The sequence below is a fragment of the Streptomyces sp. NPDC059850 genome (assembly GCF_042731515.1).
Taxonomy (GTDB): domain Bacteria; phylum Actinomycetota; class Actinomycetes; order Streptomycetales; family Streptomycetaceae; genus Streptomyces.
The window spans coordinates 1-21,080 of record NZ_JBHWJI010000041.1; the positions used below are offsets into that span (position 1 = coordinate 1).

Annotated in this window: 8 protein-coding genes; 2 read left to right on the forward strand and 6 right to left on the reverse strand. The window is 73.7% G+C overall.

Going from position 1 to position 21,080, the window contains the following annotated elements:
- From ACFV9T_RS28900 to ACFV9T_RS28925, 6 genes are all read right to left on the reverse strand, one after another.
- Positions 1-11,548, reverse strand: an 11,548-nt coding sequence (locus ACFV9T_RS28900; RefSeq protein WP_385445346.1) for an amino acid adenylation domain-containing protein, incomplete at its 3' end; no start/stop codon positions are given.
- Positions 11,549-11,580: 32 nt separating this feature from the next.
- A complete protein-coding gene (locus ACFV9T_RS28905) occupies positions 11,581-11,859 on the reverse strand; it encodes an acyl carrier protein (protein WP_385445348.1) in 279 nt (92 codons plus the stop codon).
- Between the two features lie 25 nt (positions 11,860-11,884).
- On the reverse strand, positions 11,885-13,597 hold the full coding sequence (locus tag ACFV9T_RS28910; RefSeq protein ID WP_385445350.1) for an acyl-CoA dehydrogenase: 1,713 nt from the start codon (positions 13,595-13,597) through the stop codon (positions 11,885-11,887).
- A complete protein-coding gene (locus ACFV9T_RS28915; RefSeq protein WP_385445352.1) occupies positions 13,594-15,303 on the reverse strand; it encodes an acyl-CoA dehydrogenase family protein in 1,710 nt (569 codons plus the stop codon). Before ACFV9T_RS28915 ends, ACFV9T_RS28910 begins: the two co-directional genes overlap by 4 nt.
- The gene (locus ACFV9T_RS28920) at positions 15,300-17,075 is read right to left on the reverse strand and encodes a fatty acyl-AMP ligase (RefSeq protein ID WP_385445354.1); all 1,776 of its coding nucleotides are present in this window, start codon (positions 17,073-17,075) and stop codon (positions 15,300-15,302) included. The genes ACFV9T_RS28915 and ACFV9T_RS28920 overlap by 4 nt, the downstream gene beginning before the upstream one ends.
- Before the next feature lie 204 nt (positions 17,076-17,279).
- The gene (locus ACFV9T_RS28925; RefSeq protein WP_385445356.1) at positions 17,280-18,047 is read right to left on the reverse strand and encodes an ArsR/SmtB family transcription factor; all 768 of its coding nucleotides are present in this window, start codon (positions 18,045-18,047) and stop codon (positions 17,280-17,282) included.
- Between the two features lie 429 nt (positions 18,048-18,476).
- Between ACFV9T_RS28925 and ACFV9T_RS28930 the strand changes: the two genes are divergently transcribed.
- Both ACFV9T_RS28930 and leuC read left to right on the forward strand, forming a co-directional pair.
- Entirely contained in the window at positions 18,477-19,661 is a 1,185-nt protein-coding gene (locus tag ACFV9T_RS28930) for a LeuA family protein (RefSeq protein WP_385445358.1), read from the forward strand.
- Positions 19,658-21,058: a 3-isopropylmalate dehydratase large subunit gene (leuC, locus tag ACFV9T_RS28935; protein WP_385445360.1), complete on the forward strand. Its 1,401-nt coding sequence runs from the start codon at positions 19,658-19,660 to the stop codon at positions 21,056-21,058. Before ACFV9T_RS28930 ends, leuC begins: the two co-directional genes overlap by 4 nt.
- Positions 21,059-21,080: the final 22 nt, after the last annotated feature.

Sequence of the window (21,080 nt, forward strand, 5' to 3'; positions counted from 1 at the left end):
GCCAGGCGTCCGCGGCGGCCTGACGGTCCTGCCCGGCGAGCCACCGCAGATGGTCGCGGAACGGCCGCACCGCGGGCAGCAGGCCCGGGTCGCCCATCCGGTACAGCTGGAGCAGGTCGTGGAAGAGCACGGGCATCGACCAGCCGTCCAGCAGGATGTGATGAAGCGTCAGAATCAGCCGGTGCCGGTTCTCCCCCGTGCGCAGCAGCGCGAACCGCAGCAGCGGCGGCCGGTCCAGGTCGAAGCCCCGCGCGCGCAGCCCATCGGCGGTCTCCTCCAGGGCCGCCGCGCGGGCAGCGGGGCCGAGCGCGGTGAGATCCGTGTACGTCCAGGGCACGGGAACACTCCCCGGCAGGACCTGTACGGGCCGGTCGAACCCTTCGTGCCGGAACCCGGCCCGCAGGTTGGCGTGGCGGTCCAGCAGCGCCCCGGCGGCCGCCCGGAACCGGGTGACGTCCAGCGCTCCGTCCAGGTCCACCGCGCACTGCACGACGTAGTCCTCGTCGGTACGGGCCTCGTCGGCACGGTTTTGGTCGGCACGGTTTTCGTCGGCGGATGCGTGGTGCACGTGGTGGAACAGCAGCCCCTGCTGGAGCGGCGAGAGCGGCAGCACGTCCGCCAGGTCCGGGTACCGCGCCCGCAGCGTGGCGAGGTCACCCGTGGTGAGCCCCGGGGCGGCCACGTCCGGGGGCGCCAGCACCCCGTCGTGGGCGGCCAGTTCCCGCAGGGCGACGAACCACAGCTCCGCCAGGCGCCGGGCCGCGCCGGGCTCCAGCAGCTCCCCCGCCCAGGTCCAGGTGGCGGTCAGGACCGGGCCGTCCGCGCCGTCCAGCACGACGGCGTCCACGGCGAGGGGGTGCGACAGCGCGGTGGCCGGGTCCTGCTCGTCCAGGGCGGCGCCCTCGTCGGCGCTCGACGTCCAGAACCCGCCGGGGGCGGCACCGACGCGTCCGAGGTAGTTGAAGCCGATGTCGGGGCGGGCCAGTGCGGCGAGCCGGGGGCCGGCGGACGGGCTGAGGTGACGCAGCAGCCCGTGGCCGATGCCCTGGTCGGGCACCTCCCGCACGCGCTCCTTGACCGCGGTGAGGACGTCGTCCAGGTCGGTTCCGGCGGGCAGCAGCAGGGGGTGGAGCGAGGTGAACCAGCCGACGGTCCTGGAGAGGTCCGTACCGGGCAGGATGTCCTCGGCCCGGCCATGGCCCTCGATCTCGACCAGCACTCCGGGGCGCTCGCGGTCCCACCGGGAGACCGCGACGACCAGTCCGGCGAGCAGCAGTTCCCGCTGGTCGCAGCGGAGCCCGGCGGTCGCGTCCAGGAGCCTCGCGGTGTCCTCGGACGGCAGCTCCAGCACCAGCCGTCCGGCCGTCGCGAGGACATCGCGGGCGGGGTCGAGCGGCCGTCCGCCGACGGGTTCGAGGTCCGCGTCGGCCCGCTGCAGCCAGGGGCCGAGTTCCGCCTCGCGGGCCGGTTCCGCGGCCAGCCGGTGCAGGCCCGTCGCCCAGGCGCGCAGGGACGTCGGCACCGGTGCGAGCCGCACCGGGCGGCCCTCGCGCACGGCCTGCCAGGCCTCGGCGAGGTCGGGCAGCAGGATGCGCCAGGACACCGCGTCCACGGCGATGTGGTGGGCCACCAGCAGCAGTCGGCCGGGCTCGGCACCCCGGTCGAGCCACACGGCCTGGAACACCTCGCCCCGGTCGGGGGCGAGCCGGGCCCGGGCGGCGGCGGCTTCCCGGGCGAGGAGGTCGCGCAACGCGGTGTCCCGGACGCCGGAGGCGTCGACCCGGCGTACCTGGCGGCCCGCGTCGCGCGCGCCGGGCTCCGGCACCCGCAGCTGCCACCGAGGCGAGGTCGTCAGGGTCAGCCGCAGTGCGTCGTGGTGGTCGAGGAGCGCCGCGACGGCGGCGGTGAGCGCGTCGAGCCCCAGCGCGGGCGGTACGGGGACGGCGACCGACTGGTGGAAGGAGGCGGTCGGGCCGCCCAGTTCACGCCACCGGTGCACGACGGGCGTCAGCGGTACGTCGCCCGTGTCCGGGCCGGTGGCGGTGGCCGACGGCGCGGGCACGAGGGCGGCGAGAGCGGCCGGGGTCCGGTGTTCGAAGAGGTCCCGGGTGCTGAGGGCGAGTCCGGCCCGGCGGGCCGCGTTGACCAGCTGGATGGACAGGATGCTGTCGCCGCCGAGGTCGAAGAAGCCGTCGTCGGGTCCCACGGGACCGGTGGACAGCACCTGGCCGAACAGGTCGCACAGCAGCTGTTCCCGGGCGTCACGGGGTGCTCGCCCGGCCGTGTGGACCGTCTCGGGGCGCGGCAGCGCGCGCCGGTCGACCTTGTCGTTCACGTTCAGCGGCAGGGCGTCCAGCAGCATGCAGGCCGAGGGCAGCAGATAGGCGGGCAGCCGCTCGGCGAGCCAGGTCCGCAGTTCCTCGGGGTCGGTGCGCCGTCCTGGTTCGGGTACCACGTACGCCACCAGGCGCCGGTCTCCCGGGGTGTCCTCCCGCACCACGGCCACGCTCTGCGCCACGGCCGGGTGCGCGGCGAGCGCGGTCTCGACCTCTCCCAGTTCGATCCGGAAGCCGCGCAGTTTGACCAGGTCGTCGGTGCGGCCGAGGAATTCGATCGCACCGTGCCGGTTCCAGCGGACCCGGTCGCCCGTGCGGTACATCCGCTCGCCGGGCGCGTCCGGCGCGGGGAAGGGGCAGGCGACGAAGCGCTCGGCGGAGAGCGCGGCCCGGCGGTGGTATCCGCGGGCCAGGCCTCCGGCGATGTACAGCTCGCCCGGGACACCGGGCGGCACCGGGCGCAGCCGTTCGTCGAGGACGTACAGCCGCTTGCCGTCGAAGGGACGGCCGATCGGCACGGGGCCGCTGCCCCGCAGCTGCCCGCAGTCCCAGATCGCGGCGCCGACGGTGGCTTCGGTGGGTCCGTAGCCGTTGAGGATCCGGCGCCCCGGCAGCCAGCGGTGCACCAGGCCGGGCGGCAGTACGTCGCCGTTGAGGGTGAGGGTCACGCCCTCGCGCAGGCTGTCCGCCGGGAGGTTCGCGACGACGGCGGGCTGCACGGCGACATGGGTGACCGCGGCGTCGCGCACGAAGTCGGCGAGGTCCTGGCCCAGGGGGGTGTCCTGGGGTGCGAGCACCAGGGTCGCGCCGGAGAGCAGTGCGCAAAAGGAGTCCCACAGCGAGGTGTCGAAGCTGGTGGACACCAGCTGGAGGACCCTGCTGCCCGCGCCGAGGCCCAGCACCGACCGCTGGAGTGCGGACAGGGCCGCGATCCCGGTGTGCGGGGTGACGACTCCCTTGGGTACTCCGGTCGATCCCGAGGTGTAGATGACGTAAGCGGCGTGCGCGTGGCGCAGCGGCACGGTCCGGTCGGCGTCGGTGAGGTCGCCCGCCGGGAGTTCCCGGAGGGTTTCGGCCAGGGCGTGGCTGTCGACGGGCAGGCAGTCGGCTCCGGCCGCGCGCAGCGGCGGGGCCAGTTCGGCCAGGGTCAGGACCGGGTGCGGTCGGGCGTCGCCGAGCATGAAGCGGATGCGCTCGGCGGGGTAGGCGGGGTCGATGGGCAGGAACGCGGCCCCGGTCTTGGCCACGGCGAGCCAGGACACGACCCACTCGACCGAGCGTGGCAGGGAGACGCCGACGAAGCGGTCGGGGCCCGCGCCGAGGGCGACGAGGTGGCGCGCCAACTGGTTGGCCCGCTCGTTGAGTTCGCGGTAGGTGAGCGTCTCGTCTCCGAGGCCCCGCACCACGGCGGTGGCGTCGGGGGCCCGCGCCACCTGGTCCTCGAAGAGCGCGGGCAGGGTCCGGGGGGCGGGGCCGGGGGCGCCGGTTCCCCACCGCGACAGGATCGTGGCCCGCTCCGGCTCGCCGAGCACCTCGAACGTGTCCACGGGGGCGTCGGGTTCGGCGACGGCCGCGTCGATGACGCGGACCAGGCGTTCGGCGACGGACCGCGCGGTGGCCTCGTCGAACAGGTCGGCACGGTACTCCAGTTCACCGCGCAGCCCGCCACCGCGGCCGGTGTTCTCGGTGAGGGTGAAGCCGAGGTCGAACTTGGCCAGCCCGGTCGGCACCTCGTGCGCGGTGACCGCCAGGCCGTCGAATCCGGCCAGCGAGTCCACGACGGCCTGGGTCGGTGCGTCGTCGAAGGCCAGCATCACCTGGAACAGCGGGTGCCGGGAGAGCGACCGGGCCGGGCGCACCACCTCCACCAGCCGTTCGAACGGCAGGTCCTGGTGCGCGAGCGCCCTCAGGTTGGTCTCCCGGCCCGCGCTCAGCAGGTCACGGAAGGTGGGTCCGCCGGAGAGGTCGGTGCGCAGGACCACGGTGTTGACGAACGCGCCGACCGCGCCGTGGAACGCCTCGTCGGTGCGGCCGGCGACCGGGGCGCCGACCGGGATGTCGGTGCCGCCGCCGAGGCGGGACAGGAGCACCGACACCGCGGCGTGCAGCACGACGAACGGGGTGGTGCCGACCGACGCGGCCAGTGCGGCCAGCCGTCGGCGGGACTCCTCGGGGACGTCGAAGAACACCTTGCCGCCTCGGTCGGACACCGCGGGGCTGCGGGGCCGGTCGAGCGGCAGGGCGATCTCCTCGGGCAGATCGGCCAGGGCGTCCCGCCAGTACGCGAGCTGCCGCGAGGCGACGCTGTCCGGGTCCTCCTCGGAGCCGAGCAGCGCGGCCTGGGAGAGCGTGAAGTCCGCGTACTGCGCGGCGGGTGCGGTCCAGACCGGGGCGGTGGAGCGCCTGCGGGCGGCGAAGGCGTGCGCCAGGTCGGCCAGCAGCGGGGCGATGGACCAGCCGTCACCCGCGATGTGGTGGGCGACCAGCAGCAGCACGTGTTCTTCCGGTGCCAGGCGGAACAGGGCGGCGCGGAAGGGGGGTTCGCCGGAGAGGGTGAAGGGGCGCAAAGCCTCCTGGCGCAGCCGTCCGGCCAGTTCGCCGGTGCTCACCTCGACGGGTGTGAGCGGAAGCGGCCCGGGGGTGTGCGGGCGCACCACCTGGTAGGGCCCGTCGCCGTCCTGGGCGAACTCGGTGCGCAGGATCTCGTGCCGGTCGACGACGTCGGCCAGCGCGGCGCCGAGCAGGCCGGTGTCCAGCTGGCCCGCGAGGCGCAGCGCCATGGGCATGTTGTAGGTGGTGCGGGAGGCTTCGAGCTGGTGCAGGAACCACAGTCGGCGCTGGGCGTGCGACATCGGGACGCGCCCGGGGCGCCGGGCCGGTGCGCGCGGCGCCGTCGCGGCCGTTTCCGCGCCGGCGAGCCGGGCGGCCAGTGCGGCCGGGGTGGGGGCGTCGAACACATCCCGGACGCTGATCCGCACACCGAGGGCGGTACGGACCAGGCCTGCCAGCCGGGTGGCCATCAGGGAGTGGCCGCCCAGCTCGAAGAAGCTCTCGTCGGGCCCCACGGAGTCCGCTGTGAACAGTTCCGCGAACAGGGTGCACAGCACCTCTTCCCGGTGGCCGCGCGGTGCCCGCCCGGCGGGGGGCGGCGTCGCCGCGGGGGTGGGGAGTGCCGCCAGGTCGAGTTTGCCGTTGGGTGACAGCGGCAGTTCGGGCACGAGCTGGAAGGCCTGCGGGACGGCGTAGCGCGGCAGCGACCGCAGGGCGTGGGCGCGCAGTTCCTCGGGGCCGGGTGCGGCGTCCTCGCGTACCACGACGTAGGCGACCAACCGGTCCTCCCGGACCGTCACGCCCGCTCGGGCCACCCCCGGGTGCTCGCCCAGCACGGCCTCGACCTCGCCGGGCTCGACCCGGAAGCCCCGAATGTTGATCTGGTTGTCCGCGCGGCCCAGATACTCCACCAGCCCGTCGGGGCGGCGCCGCACCAGGTCACCGGTGCGGTACGCCCGTGCGCCCGGCGCGCCGAACGGGCAGGCCACGAACCGTTCGGCGGTCAGGTCGGGGCGGCCCAGATAGCCGCGGGCGAGCCCTTCCCCGGCCAGGTACAGCTCCCCGGGCACCCCTGTGGGCACCGGCCGCAGCGCGCTGTCCAGGATGTGCGCCCCGGTGGCGCGCACCGGCGCGCCGATGACGGGCCCCGCGGCGTCGGCGAGGTTGGCGGCCAGGGCGTCGACGGTGAACTCGGTGGGTCCGTAGAGGTTGTGTGCCTCCAGTCCCGGAATCGATCTCAGCCGGGTCCACAGCCGCTCCCCCGCGGCCTCGCCGCCCAGCAGCAGGATCGAGGGGGCGGCCGGGCCGTCGAGCAGACCCTCGTCGAGCAGGACTTCCGCGTAGGAGGGGGTGACGTCCAGGACATCGGCCCCGGTGGTCCGCAGGTAGCTCACCACCGCCGCGGCGTCGCGCCGGGTGGTGTCGCCGAGCAGGTGGAGTTCGTGCCCGGCGAGCATCCAGATCAGCGCTTCCCACGAGGTGTCGAAGGACAGCGGCGCGGTCAGTACGAAGCGCAGCGGACGTCCGTGGGGCCGCTGGATGTGCGGGCCCGCCAGCGCCTCGTGGTGCTGGGCGACGAGGTTGCGTACGCCCCGGTGTTCGATCACCACACCCTTGGGGCGGCCGGTGGAGCCCGAGGTGAAGAGCACGTACGCGGCGTCGGCGGGGGTGAGGGGGCGGAGGCGTTCGGCGTCGGTGACCGGGCCGTCCGGCAGGCGCTCCACGGCGGCGCGGGTGTCCGGGTCGTCGAGGTCCAGGGCGGTCACGTCGCCGGTGTCATGGGCGGTGCCCGCCGTGAGCACGAGCACGGGGGCGGTGTCCGCCAGCAGGCGCCCGACGCGGGCGGGCGGCAGGTCGGCCTCCATGGGCAGGTAGGCCGCACCGGACGTGAGCACCGCGAGCAGTGCCACGACCAGGTCCGCGCGGCGGGGCAGCAGCAGGCCGACGACGGTTCCGGGCCCGGCGCCCCGGGCGATCAGGTGGCGGGCGAGGCGGTTGACCCGGGCGTCCAGCGCGGCGAAGGTCAGCGGGGCCTCGCCTTCGCCCACCAGCGCGATGGCGTCCGGTGTGGCCGCGGCCTGGCGTTCCAGCAGCTCGCCCACGGTGAGATCGAGCGGCGGATGCGCGGTGTTGTCGCCCGCGGTGAGGGCCTGGTGGTGTTCCCGGGGGGTGAGGATGCCGAGCCGCCCGAGCGCGGGCGAGGGGGTTTCGGCGAGCGCGGCGAGCACCCCGGCCACCCGCTCCAGCAGGGCCTCGGCCCCGGCCGGTCCCTCGGGGTCCGCGCGGCGCTGGAGCTGGAGGACGAGTTCGTCGCCCAGCAGCACGGTCAGGGTGAGGGGGTAGTGGGTGGCGTCGCGGAATCCGGTGCCGGTGATACGTACCGCGGCCGCGTCGGCGGCGGCGGCCAGCTCGCCGTGTCCACTGGGTTGGTTCTCCACCACCAGCAGGGTGTCGAACAGCTGCTCCGCACCGACGGCATGCTGGATCTCCGCGAGGCCGAGGTGCTGGTGCTCCAGGAGCGCGCTCTGCTCGGCCTGCGCCCTGACCATGAGGTCGAGCAGGGTCTCCCGTGGGGTCCAGGCCACGCGCACCGGCACGGTGTTGGCGAAGAGGCCCACCATGCCCGCGTGGCCGTCGAGTTCGGCGGGGCGGCCGGACACGGTGCTGCCGAAGACGACGTCGTCGCGGCCGGTGAGCTGGCCGAGCACCAGCGCCCAGGCGCCCTGCACCACGGACGCGACGGTCAGTCCGGCGGCGCGGGCACACCGTTCGAGGCGCTCGGTGGCCCGTGGTGTCAGCCGCGTCTCCGCGGTCTCCGACGGGTACCGCACGCCGTCGGCGCCGGGTGCGACGAGGGTGGGTTCGGCGGGGCCTGCGAGGGCCTGCCGCCAGGCGTCGGCGGCGGCGGCGCGGTCCCTGGCGCCCAGCAGCCGCAGGTGCTCGCTGAAGGGTACGGGCGGGGCGGGCGCCCGCGCCGCGTCGCCGTCCGCGGCGTACAGCCGCAGCAGTTCGCTCAGCAGGATGGGCAGGGACCACCCGTCGAGCAGCAGATGGTGGTACGTGAGCACCAGTCGGTGGCGGGTGCCGTCCAGGCTGATCAGACGCAGCCGCAGCAGCGGGGGCGCGGCCGGGTCGAACGGTTCCGCGCGGTCCGCGTCGGCGGCGCGGCGCGCGGCCTCCTCGCGCTCCGCCGCGGTGAGCGCGGAGAGGTCGCTGTGCCGCCAGGGGACGGGGACGCGGGAGGCGCAGAACGCCACGGGCGCGCTCAGTCCCTCGTACAGGAACGCGGCGCGCAGGTTGGCGTGGCGGTCCAGGAGCCCGGCGAGCGCGCCGCGCATACGGTCCGCGTCGACCGCGCCGTCCAGGTCCAGCGAACTCTGCACCACGTACACGTCGGAGCCGTCGAGGAGGCCGAGAAACAGCAGGCCCTCCTGGAGCGGGGTCACGGGCAGGATCTCGCCCTCCCCGCGCTCCGCGAGGACCGCCGCGGTCTCGTCCGGGGACAGCGGGCCGCGCAGCTCGGCGGCGGGCTTCTTGGTGTCCGCGTCACCGGACGCGGCGACGACGGCGAGCGCGGCGGGCGTCCGGTGCTCGAACACCTCGCGCGCGCTGAACACGATCCCCGCCCTGCGGGCCCGCCCGACGAGGCGCAGGGCCTTGATGCTGTCTCCGCCCAGGTCGGTGAAGCCGTCCTCGGCGGAGACCGGGCCCACGCCGAGGACGTCGGCGAACAGCTCGCACAGCGCCGTCTCCGCGCGGCCGGAGGGCGCGCGCCCCGATCGGGTGGTGAACTCGGGAGCGGGCAGCGCACGCCGGTCGGTCTTGCCGCTGGGGGTGCGCGGCAGGGTGTCCAGTACCACGACCGCGGCGGGCACCGCGTAGTCGGGCAGCACGGTGGCGGTGTGCCGCTTGACCTGCTCGGGGTCGGGCCGGCCGGCCGCCGGGGTGACGTACCCGACCAGTCGGCCGTCGCCGTCCGCGCCGTGCACGACGGCGGCCGCCTCGGCGACGCCCGGCGCGCCGCGCAGGGCGGCCTCCACCTCGGCCAGTTCGACCCGGTTGCCGCGCAGTTTGACCTGTGCGTCGGCGCGGCCCACGTAGCCGAGGTGCCCGTCGGGGCGCAGGCGTACCCGGTCGCCGGTGCGGTACATACGGGTGCCGTCCGCTGCGGCGACGAACCGCTCGGAGGTCAGATCGGGGCGGCCGAGGTAGCCGCGGGCCAGGCCCGCACCGGCCAGGTACAGCTCTCCCACCTGCCCGGGGCGCACCGGTGCGAGCCGGTCGTCGAGGACCAGGGCCGTGGTGTTGTGGACGGGTGTGCCGAGGCTGACGTCGCCGTCCGCGCAGACGGCGGCCAGGCTGTCGCCGGTGGCCTCCGACGAGCCATAGAGGTTCAGCAGCCGGGACCCGGGGAGGACGTCGGCCACCCGGGCGGCCAGCTCGGCGGGCAGCGCCTCACCGCTGCTCACCCACACTCCGCAGGCGCGCAGACGATGCGCCTGGTCGCTGTCGAGCAGCGCGGACAGCAGGCTGGGGACGAGGCTCACCCGGCCGATGCCGTGCCGGTCGACCAGCTCGATGATGTCCTCGGCGGCCGACAGCGCGGTGTCGGCGGCGAGGACGAGCGGGGCACCGTGCAGCAGCGCGCCGAAGAGTTCGGTAGTGCCGTCGATGAAACTGAGCGAGGTCTTGCCCAGCACGGGACGGCCGGGCGGGAGGGGGTGGGCGGCGGCGAACCAGTGGACGCGGTTGAGCGCGCCGCCGTGCAGGCCCACGACGCCCTTGGGGTGCCCGGTGGATCCGGAGGTGTGGATGACGTACGCGGCCGACTCCGGGGTGACGGCGGGGCGTTCCGGCCCGGCCGGGTCGGTGGCGGACGAGGCCGCCAGCTCGCTCCGTACCCCGGGGTCGTCCAGCACGACCAGGTGGGCGGGGCCGGGCGGCAGCGCGTCGGCGAACCGGGCGGTGGTGATCACGAGGGACGGCTTCGCGTCGTTCAGGACGTACGCGGTGCGCTCGGCCGGATAGGCCGGGTCCAGGGGCAGGTAGGCGGCTCCGGCCTTGAGCACGGCGAGCACCGCCGTCACCTGCTCCGGGGAGCGCGGCAGGTAGAGGCCCACCAGCGACTCCGGGGCCGCCCCCCGCGCGCGCAGAAGGCGGGCCAGCTGGTTGGCGGCTGCGTTCAGTTCGCCTGCCGTGGTGGAGCCGGTGCCGTGGATGAGGGCGACCGCTCCGGGCGCTTCGGCGGCCCGTTCCTCGAACGCCCCGGCGAGACCGCCCGCACCGGGATCCCGGGGGACGGTCTCGCCGCGCAGCGGCTCGGTCCTGGTGCCGTCGGGCCCGGTGCCGAGGGAGCCCAGCGGGCGGCCGGGGGCGGCGGCGACGTGCTGGAGGCTGTGGATGAGTCCGTCGCGGAAACCGGTCAGGTCGTCTTCGGTCCACGCGTCCGGATCGGCGTGCAGGTCCAGCGCCAGGCCACCGTCACCGTCCGCCTCGCCGTGCAGGTTGACGGTCAGTCCGCGCACCGGACCGGTGGACAGCTGGTCGGTGACGGCCTCGGCCGCACCGAACCGGATGACCCGGGCGAAGGCCATCACATTGAGCATCAGACCGCCGAACCCGCCGCTCTCCCCCGATCTGCCGAGGTCGCGGTGGAGGTCCTCGCCGCGGTAGCGCTGATGGCGCAGGAGTGCTCCCACCGAGTGCCGCACCTGGCCCACCAGCGCGTCGAGGGTGGTCCAGCGGCCGACGGTCAGGCGCAGCGGCAGCTCGTTGGCGAGCATGCCGGGGGTGGTGAGCGCCGCGCGGCCCAGCCGGGCGGTCACCGGCAGGCCGAGCACGATCTCGTCCTCGCTCGTGGTGGCTCTCCGGTGCGCGGCGGCCAGGGCGATGGCCATCGCGGTCCACGGGACGCCCGCCGCCCGCGCGGCCTCGGTGAGGGGGCGGGTCTGCTCCTGGCTCAGGCGGCCGCGGATCCGTAGCGCGGGCCCGGCCTGCCCGGCCGCCCGCTCCTGGGGCGTGTCCAGGCCCGCCATCGTGGTGAGCCAGTACCGCCGGTCGCGCTCCCGGGTGGTGGAGGAGACGTACGCGAGGTCCTGTTCGACCAGTTCCGCGAGGCGGCCCACGGTCGGCGGCGGGACGGGCGCGCCCGTGGCCAGCGCCGTGTAGATCTCGGCGATCCTCGCGGTGTGGAGGCTCTGGCCGAAGCCGTCGAGCACGGCGTGGTGGTAGCTCAGGAAGAGCCGTGACCGGTCGGGCCCGAGGAGCAGCAGGGCGTGGGAGACGAGCGGTTCCGGTCCGAGCATCGCCGGTGCCGCGGCCATCCGGCCCGCCGCCCAGGCATCGGCGGCGGCGGCCGGATCGGGCCGTCCGCTGAAGTCGACGACGGTCAGCCCGCCTTCCTGGGCGGCCTCTTCGGGGGCCAGGATGTGCTGGAGCAGCCGGTCGTCATCGGCTGTGAACCGCACGCGCAGTGCTTCGGCTTCCTCCACCGCGCGGGCCACGGCCCGGCCGAGCACCTCGGCGTCGATGGATCCCGCGATGTGGAGTACGGCTCCGCAGTGGAAGCTGGTGGTGTCCGCGTCGAGTTCCTCGGCGACGCGGACGCCGCGCTGCGCGGCCGTGGCGGGCAGGGGGGTGGGGCCCGTGCGGCGAGTGTTCACAGTGGATGCTCCAGGTCGGCGTCGGCGGGGCTTCAGGACGTGGCGGCCTGGGCCTCGATGAGATGTGCGGCGAGTGCGTCGATGCTGGGGTGGTCCCAGACGACCGTGGGGTCGAGTTCGATCCCCAGGTGGTCCTCTATGGCGGCGGCGAGCGTCAGCCCGGAGATGGACTCCAGTCCGTACTCGCCGAACCGGGCCGACCGGTCGACGGTCTCCGGTTCGATGCCCAGGAGCACGGCGACCTCGGCGGCCAGCCACTCCCGCAGCGCGGCCTGGTCCGGCACGGTCTGCTGTTCGGTGGAACCCGGCATGGCGATCTCCTTGTGTGGGTCGGGGTCATGGCCTCGCCACCGGCGCTCCGTCGGGCAGGAGCCGTGCGGTGAGGTCGAAGGAACGGCCGGTGTGGAACCGGTCGGTCAGCTCGGCGTACAGCGCCTTCTCGGCGGCCGGGGGCAGCACGGCCGGCCTGCCGCGCAGGCGTCCCTGGAGGCGGGCCAGCAGGGCCTGCGGCCAGATGGGGTCGCCGGGCAGGGCGCCGCCGGAGTTGTGCCGCCAGACACCGAGCACGGCGGCGGCCGCGAGCACGTGTCCGGTGCGGGTCACCAGGCGCGAGGCCTCGGCGGGTGCCGTGACGGTCAGGTCCGCGGGCCCGAGACCGCGGCAGTCGCGGGCCAGTGCGGCGTGTTCGGCGAGGAACGCCTCGCCGAGGGCGGCGGCGGGGCCGCTGAGCCGGGAGACGGACTCGGCCAGCGAACCGCTCAGCGCGTCGCGCCCGCCGGCGGTGAGCTTCAGCCGGTCGAACACCAGCGGCCCGGGGTCGGCGGCGAGGTCGAAGAGGTTCGCTGGCGCGTCAGCGGCCGGGGCGGCCGACCAGGAGCGCCGGGCGAGGACGGGCAGCTGTGGCAGTACGGCCGACTCGCAGGCGCCTCGCGCGGCGTGTCCGAAGCCCACAAGACGCACGTCGCGCAGCAGCTTCTGGAAGATCGCCGCGGGTCCGGTGCGCAGGTAGAAGTGGGCGCCGAGCAGTTCGGACAGGTTGTTCATGGCGTCGAGCAGCACCGCCGAGCCGAAGTGCTTGTAGACCGAGGACAGCACGCTGGCCTCGCCGGGAAGCACGTGCACGGCCCTGATGGCGGCGGCCCCGAAGCACTCGACGAGCAGCAGGTCGGCGAAGACACCGGCGAGCGCGGACCGTACGAAGGGCAGCTCCGCCGCCGGGGCTCCGTAGAGCCTTCTCGTGGTCAGGTGGTTCAGCGCCACCCGCAGTCCGGTCTCCACCGGCCCGCACATCACGGCGGGCAGCACCGTCCTGGTGATCTGGAAGGAGCGCATCGCGGTTTCCAGACCGTCGCCGGGGCGTCCGAGGATGCTGTGCGGCGGCAGCGGGCAGTCCACGAACTCGATGCCGTGCAGCTGCACTCCCCGCATGCCCGAGCTGGGGAAGCGGGGCAGGTCGCGCAGCAGACCGCGGTCGAGGGCGCGCTTGTCCAGCAGGACCTGGGAGTGGCTGCGGCTGCCGGGCCGCTCGTCGGTGCGGGCGAAGACGACCAGCCCCTGGGCGCGGCGCACATTGGTGACGACTTCCTTGCGTCCGCGCAGTACGGGCACGCCTTCGGCGTCGATGACGGCGCACTCCGCGCCCGCCATGTCGTTACCGTGCGCCAGCTCGTGGTAGGCGGCCGCGATCCGGTGATTGCCGAGCAGCAGGTCGGCGGCCATGAGGCGCTGCTTCTCGTCGCCCGCGAGCCACACGTTGACCGAGGAGATGAACGAGCTCATGCCGTAGCCGAGCCCGAGGGAAGGGTCACGCCGGTAGAGGGCGCGCAGGGCGGCGACGACCTCGTCCAGCCGGGACAGCCGACCGCCGAGTTCCACCGGGACGAACTCCGCGTTGAACCCGTACGCGTCGAGGGCCCGCTCGCTCTCGGCGCACATCTCCCCGCGTTCGTCCGCCCGGAGCAGCGCGGCGAACCCCACCGGGTTGGTCCCGTCGAAGGGGTTCCCGAGGTGGCGTTCCAGCTCCTCGATGCGGGAGTGGCCGACGGTCATGAGGCCTCCAGGCCCGAGAGCAACGAGAATTCGCCCTCGACGAGACCGGCGGCGAGCAGGTCGTCGCAGAGCAGGTCGCGGGCGTCGGGACCGGCGGGCGCGTCGAGGCCGAGCCGGGTGAGGGCCGCGGTCAGGGCCGCGCGCACCCACAGGGCGTCGCGCCACCACCGCGCCCCGGGCGCGGGCTCGTTGTGCAGCCAGAGCACGAGGCAGGCCGCGCCCGCGAAGCAGAGTTCGTAGCGCTGCGCCAGGACGAACGCCTCGGCGGAGGCGGCCCCGGGGGGCTCGCGCCGCTGGGCGATCTCCTCGTGCAGCCGTGTCGCCTCCTCGGCCAGGAGGCGGGCGGCGGCGGCGATGTCCTCGTGGCCGCGGGCCGCGGCCTGTTCGGCCGTACGCGGCAGGGACTGGACGACGCCGCACCCGCCGCCGCTGATCAGCGACAGCCGGGCCGGGTCCAGCGGCGGCTGTCCGGCGCCGACCCGGGCGGCGGCCAGCAGTCCCGGCTCATCGCAGGCTCCGGTGGCGTAACCACGGGCCAGCAGCGGGAAGTTGGTGATCAGCGCATGCCGGTTGACCGCCGTACTGCCGTCGAAGACGGCCACGATCCGGTGGTCGCGGTCGAGCTTGGCGAACGCCCCGTGCTCCAGGACGGTGGTCAGGAAGCCGCGCACACCGAGCAGGTCGGCCAGGGCGTCCACCGCGCGCTGCACGGTCGTCGGTACGAACGCCTTGGTCACGGCGGAGATCAGGGCGAGTTCACCGGGCAGCGTCTGGGCGGCGCGCCCGGCCAGTACGGCGACCGCCTCGGCCAGCAGCACCGCGGCCGCCGCGTCGCCCAGGATCCGGCGGACCCGGGGCAGGTCGGCGAGGCGCTGCCCGTACAGGGGGCGGTCGGTGAGGAAGCGTACGGCCAGCGGCAGGGCGCGGTCCGCGGCACCGAGCGAGAGCGAGGTGGCGAAGATCCGGGTCAGCTGGAGGGACTTGAGGACGACCTCGAAGCCGGAGCCGTCCGGCCCGACGAGCGCCGAGCCGGGCACCTTCGCCCCGGTGAAGGCGATGCCGCTGATGTCCGCGCCGCGGACTCCGTGCGTGGCCTCCTTGGGGAGCGTGTGGTACGCGCCCGGGGGCAGGGTGTCCTTGTCCACCAGGACGAACCCGAAGCCGCGCGGCCCGCCTTCGGGCCGGGTGCGGGCCAGGACGCAGGCGAACCGGGCCCGGGTGGCATTGTTGATCAGCCATTTCCCGCCGTCGAGTTCGAAGCCGCCGGCCACCCGCCGCGCGGTGAGGCGTCCGGCGAGGAGATCGCTGCCGCTGCCCGCCTCGGTCAGCCCCCAGCACACCTCGGCACCGGAGGTGATCTCGTGGGCCAGCCGGTCGGCCTGTTCCGCGTCACCCGCGACCCAGACGGGCATGGCACCGAGGAATGTCTTGCCGTGGGCGATGGCGACGGTGAGGTCGCGGCGGGCGACGGTCCGCAGCGCCGCCATCGCGCCGTCCAGGCCGTGCAGCAGGCCGCCGTGGCGCACCGGGACGTAGTGGCCGCCCATGCCCGCGTCGGTGAGGAGCCGGTGGGCGGCCCCGGGAAACTCCTCCGCCTCGTCCAGCCGGGCGAGTTCGGCGGGGTCGAAGGCGCCGCCGGGACCTGCGGCCCGCGTCAGCAGATCGTCGAGCCGGGGCGCGTCGAGCGCGATCAGGGGGCGGGTCATGCCGTGCTCCCCCGCCCGGCGAGCCCGGCGAACCGGGGGTCCAGATCCGCGAAGAGCGGTTCGACGCCGCCGGAGAGGAACAGCTCCCGCATGGCCGCACGCTGGATCTTGCCGCTGGTGGTGCGCCGGACCCCGGCCCGGCGCATCAGCAGCACCCCGGCCGCGCGCACCCCGAACTCGCTGGAGACGGTGTCCCGCATGGTGCGGGCGAGCGCTTGTGCCCGGTCCGGGGAGGGGCGCCCGCGGACTTCCTGGACCACGATGAGCGCGTCGTCGCTCAGGCCGTCACCGTCTTGCGCGGGCACGGTGAAGACGGCGCCCGGCAGTCCGTCGAGTTCGGCGTGGCGGTCGCGCAGGACGTGTTCCACGTCCTGGGGGTGCAGATTGCGCCCGTTGATGATCATCAGGTCCTTGCGGCGCCCGGTGATGTACAGCTCGCCGTCCAGGAAGCCGCCGAGGTCACCCGTGCGCAGGAACGGTCCGTCACCGTCCTTGGTACGGGCGTGGAAGGTGTCGGCCGTGGCCTGCGGATTGCCCCAGTAGCCGCGGGCGACACTCGCGCCGCGCAGCCAGATCTCTCCGACCGACCCGGGGGGCAGCTCCGCGTGGGTGTCCGGGTCGACGATCCGCGCCTCCACGTCGCGCACGGCACCGTTGCTGGGCATCGGACGCCCCGGGGCGTCCCCCGTCACCCGCCGCAGCTGCCCGCGCTCCAGCAGCGCCGGGTCGAGTTCGGCGACGACCTGCTCGCGTCCGGGCGAGCCGGAGACGAAGACGGTGCTCTCGGCCAGGCCGTAACAGGCCCCGAACGCGTCGGCGGCGAGCCCCGCGGCGGCGAAGCGCGCGGTGAACCTGCGCATGGTCGACACCTGCACCGGCTCGGCGCCGCTGAGCGCGTAGCGCCAGCGGGACAGATCGAGGGCGGCCAGCTGCTCATCGGTGACCTTGACGGTGCACAGCTCGAACGCGAAGTTCGGCGCGGCGGAGAACGCCAGGTCATAGCTGTCGATCAGCTTCAGCCACTGGACGGGGCGCTTGACGAACGTCACCGCCGACATCAGCACCACCGTGCTGCCCATGGCCAGCGGCGCGAGTGTCTGCAGGATGAGTCCGAGGTCGTGGTAGAGCGGCGCCCAGCCGCCGGTCCTGACCGGCTCGTCGGCGCCGAGGGCTTCGATGAACGCCGCGATGTCGTGCATCAGGTTGCCGTGGGTCACCTCGACGCCTTTGGGGTCGCTCGTGGAGCCCGAGGTGTACTGGAGCATCGCCGTCGTCGACCAGTCGGCCGGTGCGAGCGGCACCGGGCCGCCCTCGCCGTCCTCGACGGAGTCGCTGGCCAGGACGGACAGTCCGGACAGCGCCCCGGCGTCGATCCATTCCCGGACCGCCGGGAGATTGGCGGTGTCCGTGAGCACGACGGAGACCCCGGCGTCGACGACGATGGAGCCGACGCGCTTGCGGTCCTGCTGGTAGCTGCCGGGCATCGGCGCCACGACGGCCGGCATGCCCGCGTACAGGCAAGCGGCGAAGGCCGCGACGCACTCCGTGCCCTGCGGGTACAGCAGCAGCACCCGGTCACCCTGCCGGGCCCGCGCCCGCAGGGCCGCCGCGATGGCGCCGGCCCTGCGGTCGAGCCGTGTGTAGCTGAGGGTGTCCGCGTCGGCCGTCTGCGGGTCGCGTACGAACACCACGGCGTCCTGGTCCGCGCGGTCGCGCGCGTGCCCACGCAGGACGGCGCCAAGCGAGGACGCCTGCCTGAGGTTCTCGGTCATCTCGTAGCCCACTGAATGCCTCTCGGGAAGGGAGGACGGGTGACACCGCGGCGCTCCGGGCAGCACGGTGCCGCCCGGATTCCGCAAACATCCGGGAATTTCACGGGGATTGGTGATGCGATTGCTTGAATTGGCGCCTGCGCCGCTGCCTTCGACCAGAAGGGGGCACCATCCGGCGGTAGCCGGGGGAGCTGTCGGCGGTGGTCAGGAAGCGCGGCAGCACTCGGAGAATTCGTCGCTCTCCCGGAGCAGGGTCAGCCCCAGGTCGGTGAGCGAGTGGACCACCGCGTTGAGCTTCCGGCGGCTGGTGATCAGCCCGGCCGCCCGCAGTACGGTCGTGTGCTGGCTCGCGGCGGCGGCCGAGATGCCGAGCCGTCGCCCGAGTTCGGTGGTGGTGCAGCTCTCGGTCAGCGCGAACAGGACGCTCGCGCGGGTACGGCCCATGAGGGCGCCCAGCGCCCGGTCCTGGTGCTCGGGCTCGTCCCACATCGCCGCCGCCGTCACCGCGTCCAGCGGCACCGGGTACACCAGGACGGGCGGGGTGTTCCCGGTGCCCGACCCCGTGTAGACCACGGGCCTGCTGTGCAGGAACAGCGAGGGCACGATCATCAGGCCCGCGCCCTCGGGCCGGACCTCCCCCTCCAGGTCGTTGTCCAGCTCCAGCACCGGGGAGTTCCACTCGATGCGTGCGTGCAGGGTGCCGAGCAGGGCCTCCACGCCGCCGCCGAGGAAGATGCGGCTGCGGTGCTCGGCGTCGGCCTTCAGATAGGCGTTGACGCGCTCCCAGTACGGGGCCAGCACACACTCGTAGAAGCTGTCCGTGACGGGCTCGGGCTCTCCCGCCCAGTCGCACAGCACGGCCGCGTCGCCGGCCTGCGCGAGAAGCGTGAGGTGGTCGGGCACCCGGGGCCGCGGGGGAAGCCGGAATGTCGCCGCCTGGCTCACCAGGTCGCGCCAGCGCCCGAAAATCATCCCCCCGCTCCTGCGTCTCAGAAGATCAGCCGCCAATGTCGTCTCCACCGCTGGGTCACCGGCGGGTGCGATGGTGATGCGCGTCAGATCCTGGACCGTGAAATGAATCCGCTGCACGGAACTCCCCCAAGCTCATGGTCGAAAGCTACTGGAGTGTCGTCCGGCAACTCGCGGGTGGCAACGAGTTTTAGAGCAAGGCGAATGATGGCTGTCACACCCTTCCGATTTTGTCACGCACAGTAACCGAAAGACCGCGTACAGTTTCTTTACATTTTATTCATCTGGGACATTCACGCGAGCATGAAAGCGCTACCCGGCCCGCCACCAGGGGAATTACTGTTCCGACGGTGCAAAAATCGGAGGAGGCTGCGCGGCAGCGAGACTCGTCCGCCTGAAAACGGCACTCAACACCGCCCAGGGGGCGACCAGGTGACCATTGACAGCACATACCCCCGGCGCCGCATCTCTGTATTCGATGCCACATTGCGCGACGGAGAACAGGCACCCGGAAATTCCATGTCGCCGGAGCAGAAATTACCGCTGGCGCTGGCGGCACAGGCGTACGGCGTGGACATCGTGGAAGCCGGTTTCCCCGGCTCCTCCCCCGCGGACGCCGAGGCGACCCGGCTGATCGCCGAATCGCTGACGACCGCCCGCTTCGCGACCTTCAACCGCGCGTCCATGTCCGACGTCCGGGCCTCCATGGCCGCGGGCGGCGCCCGCCCCAACCACCAGGTGCAGATCTGCGGCACCGGCAGCGACTTGCACCTGGAGCACAAACGGGGCATCACCCGCGCCGAGTCCGTCCAGGAGGTGCGCGACGCGATCCGGCTCGCCGCCGAACTCGGGGCGACCGACATCTCCTTCGGCGTCGAGGACGCCAGCCGGGGCAGCAAGGACCATATCGAGGCGCTGGTCACCACAGCCGTGGAGGAGGGCGCCACCACGGTGATTCTCGCCGACACGACCGGGTGCGCGATGCCCCAGGAGTACGGCGATCTGTGCGCGTCCGTACGATCGTGGATACCGGACGACATCGTCCTCTCCACTCATTGCCACGACGACATGGGCCTCTCCCTCGCCAATGCGCTGGCCGGAATCCAGGCGGGCGCCAACGAAGTGCAGGCCACGCTCGGCGGAATCGGCGAACGGGCCGGAAACACCCCGCTCGAAGAGCTGGCCGCCGTTCTGACGCACAAAGGTGATCATTTCGGCGCCACCATCGACGTGCGGCTGAGCGGCCTCTATCCGGCCTATCTCCTGCTCGCGGAGACCATCGCGCTCGCGCCGAACCGCAACAAGGCGGTCTTCGGGATCAACGCGTTCGCCACGGAGGCCGGAATACATCAGGACGGAATCCTCAAGAACCCGATCAACTACGAATACCTGAACCCGCACCTCTTCGGACGCGAACGCTCCCTGCTGGTCGGGCGGCATTCCGGGAGATCCATTCTCCGGTACCTGCTCGACCGAATGGACATCACCCCCGGCGACGAGCTGGTGGACGCGCTGTACGAGGAGTTCGTGGCCTCGCGGCCGGCGGGCGAATGCGACGAGCTGAACGATCTCGCCGAGCGGCTCGCGGTCCGTTTCGCCGAGGCGGCGACGGCATGACCGCGCCCGCGACGCTGGTCGACAAATTGTGGGACGCACACGTCGTCCAGCGGGAGGAGGACGGGGCCGACCTCCTCTACATCGATCTGCACCTCATCCACGAGGCCACCTCGGCCCAGGCGTTCGACGGGCTGGCCCAGGCGGGCCGCCGCGTCCGCAGGCCCGATCTGACCCTGGCGGTCGAGGACCACAACGTTCCCACCGACTCCCTGACCATCAGTGACCCGGTGGCCTCCCTCCAGGTGGAGACCCTGCGGCGCAACTGCGCCGAACAGGGCATCCGGCTGTTCCGCCACGGCGACGACCGGCAGGGCATCGTGCACGTGGTGGGCCCCGAACTCGGGGTCGTGCTGCCCGGAATGACGGTCACCTGCGGCGACAGCCACACCTCGACCCACGGCGCGTTCGGCGCGCTCGCCTTCGGAGTCGGCACCAGCGACGTCGAGCATGTGCTGGCCACCCAGGTGCTCGCGCTGCAGCGGCCACGGACCATGGCGGCCGAGTTCACCGGCCTGCCGCGCCAGGACGTCACCGCCAAGGACCTCGCGCTGGCGCTCCTCGCCAAGCTGGGGGCCAACGGCGCGCACGGACACGTCCTGGAGTACCGGGGCGAGGCGGTACGCGCGCTCTCCGTCGAGGGCCGCATGACGCTGTGCAACATGAGCGTCGAGGCCGGGGCACGGGCCGGTGTGGTCGCACCGGACGAGACGACGCTCGCGTATCTGCGCGGCCGTCCCGAAAGCCCGCGGGGCGCGCTCTGGGAGGAAGCCACCGCCGCCTGGCGGGAGTTGCGCACCGACGAGGACGCGACCTTCGACCGCACGGTGGTCATCGACGCCTCGTCCCTGACCCCGCACGTCACCTGGGGCACCAACCCGGGCCAGGCGGTGGGGATCGGCGACCGGGTGCCCGACCCCGAGGCGCTCACCGACGCGGTCGAACGCGCCGTCGCCCGCAAGGCGCTGGAGTACATGGACCTGACACCGGGGACGGCGATGCGGGACATCCGGGTCGACTCGGTGTTCCTCGGCTCATGCACCAACGGCAGGCTGGAGGACCTCAGGGCGGCGGCCGACGTGCTGCGGGGCCGGGTGATCGCGTCCGGCGTCGAGATGCTCGTGGTCCCCGGCTCGATGGAGGTCCGGCGGGCGGCCGAGGAGGAGGGGCTGGACAAGATCTTCACCGAAGCGGGCGCGCAGTGGCGGTTCTCCGGCTGCTCGATGTGTCTCGGGATGAACCCGGACCGGCTGACCGCCGCACAGCGCTGCGCCTCCACGTCCAACCGCAACTACGAAGGACGCCAGGGCACGGGGGCCCGCACCCACCTCGTCTCCCCCGCGATGGCGGCCGCGACGGCACTCGCCGGACGGCTCGCCGCCCCCGCCGACCTCGACTGAACGCCGCGCACCGGCAGGAGGA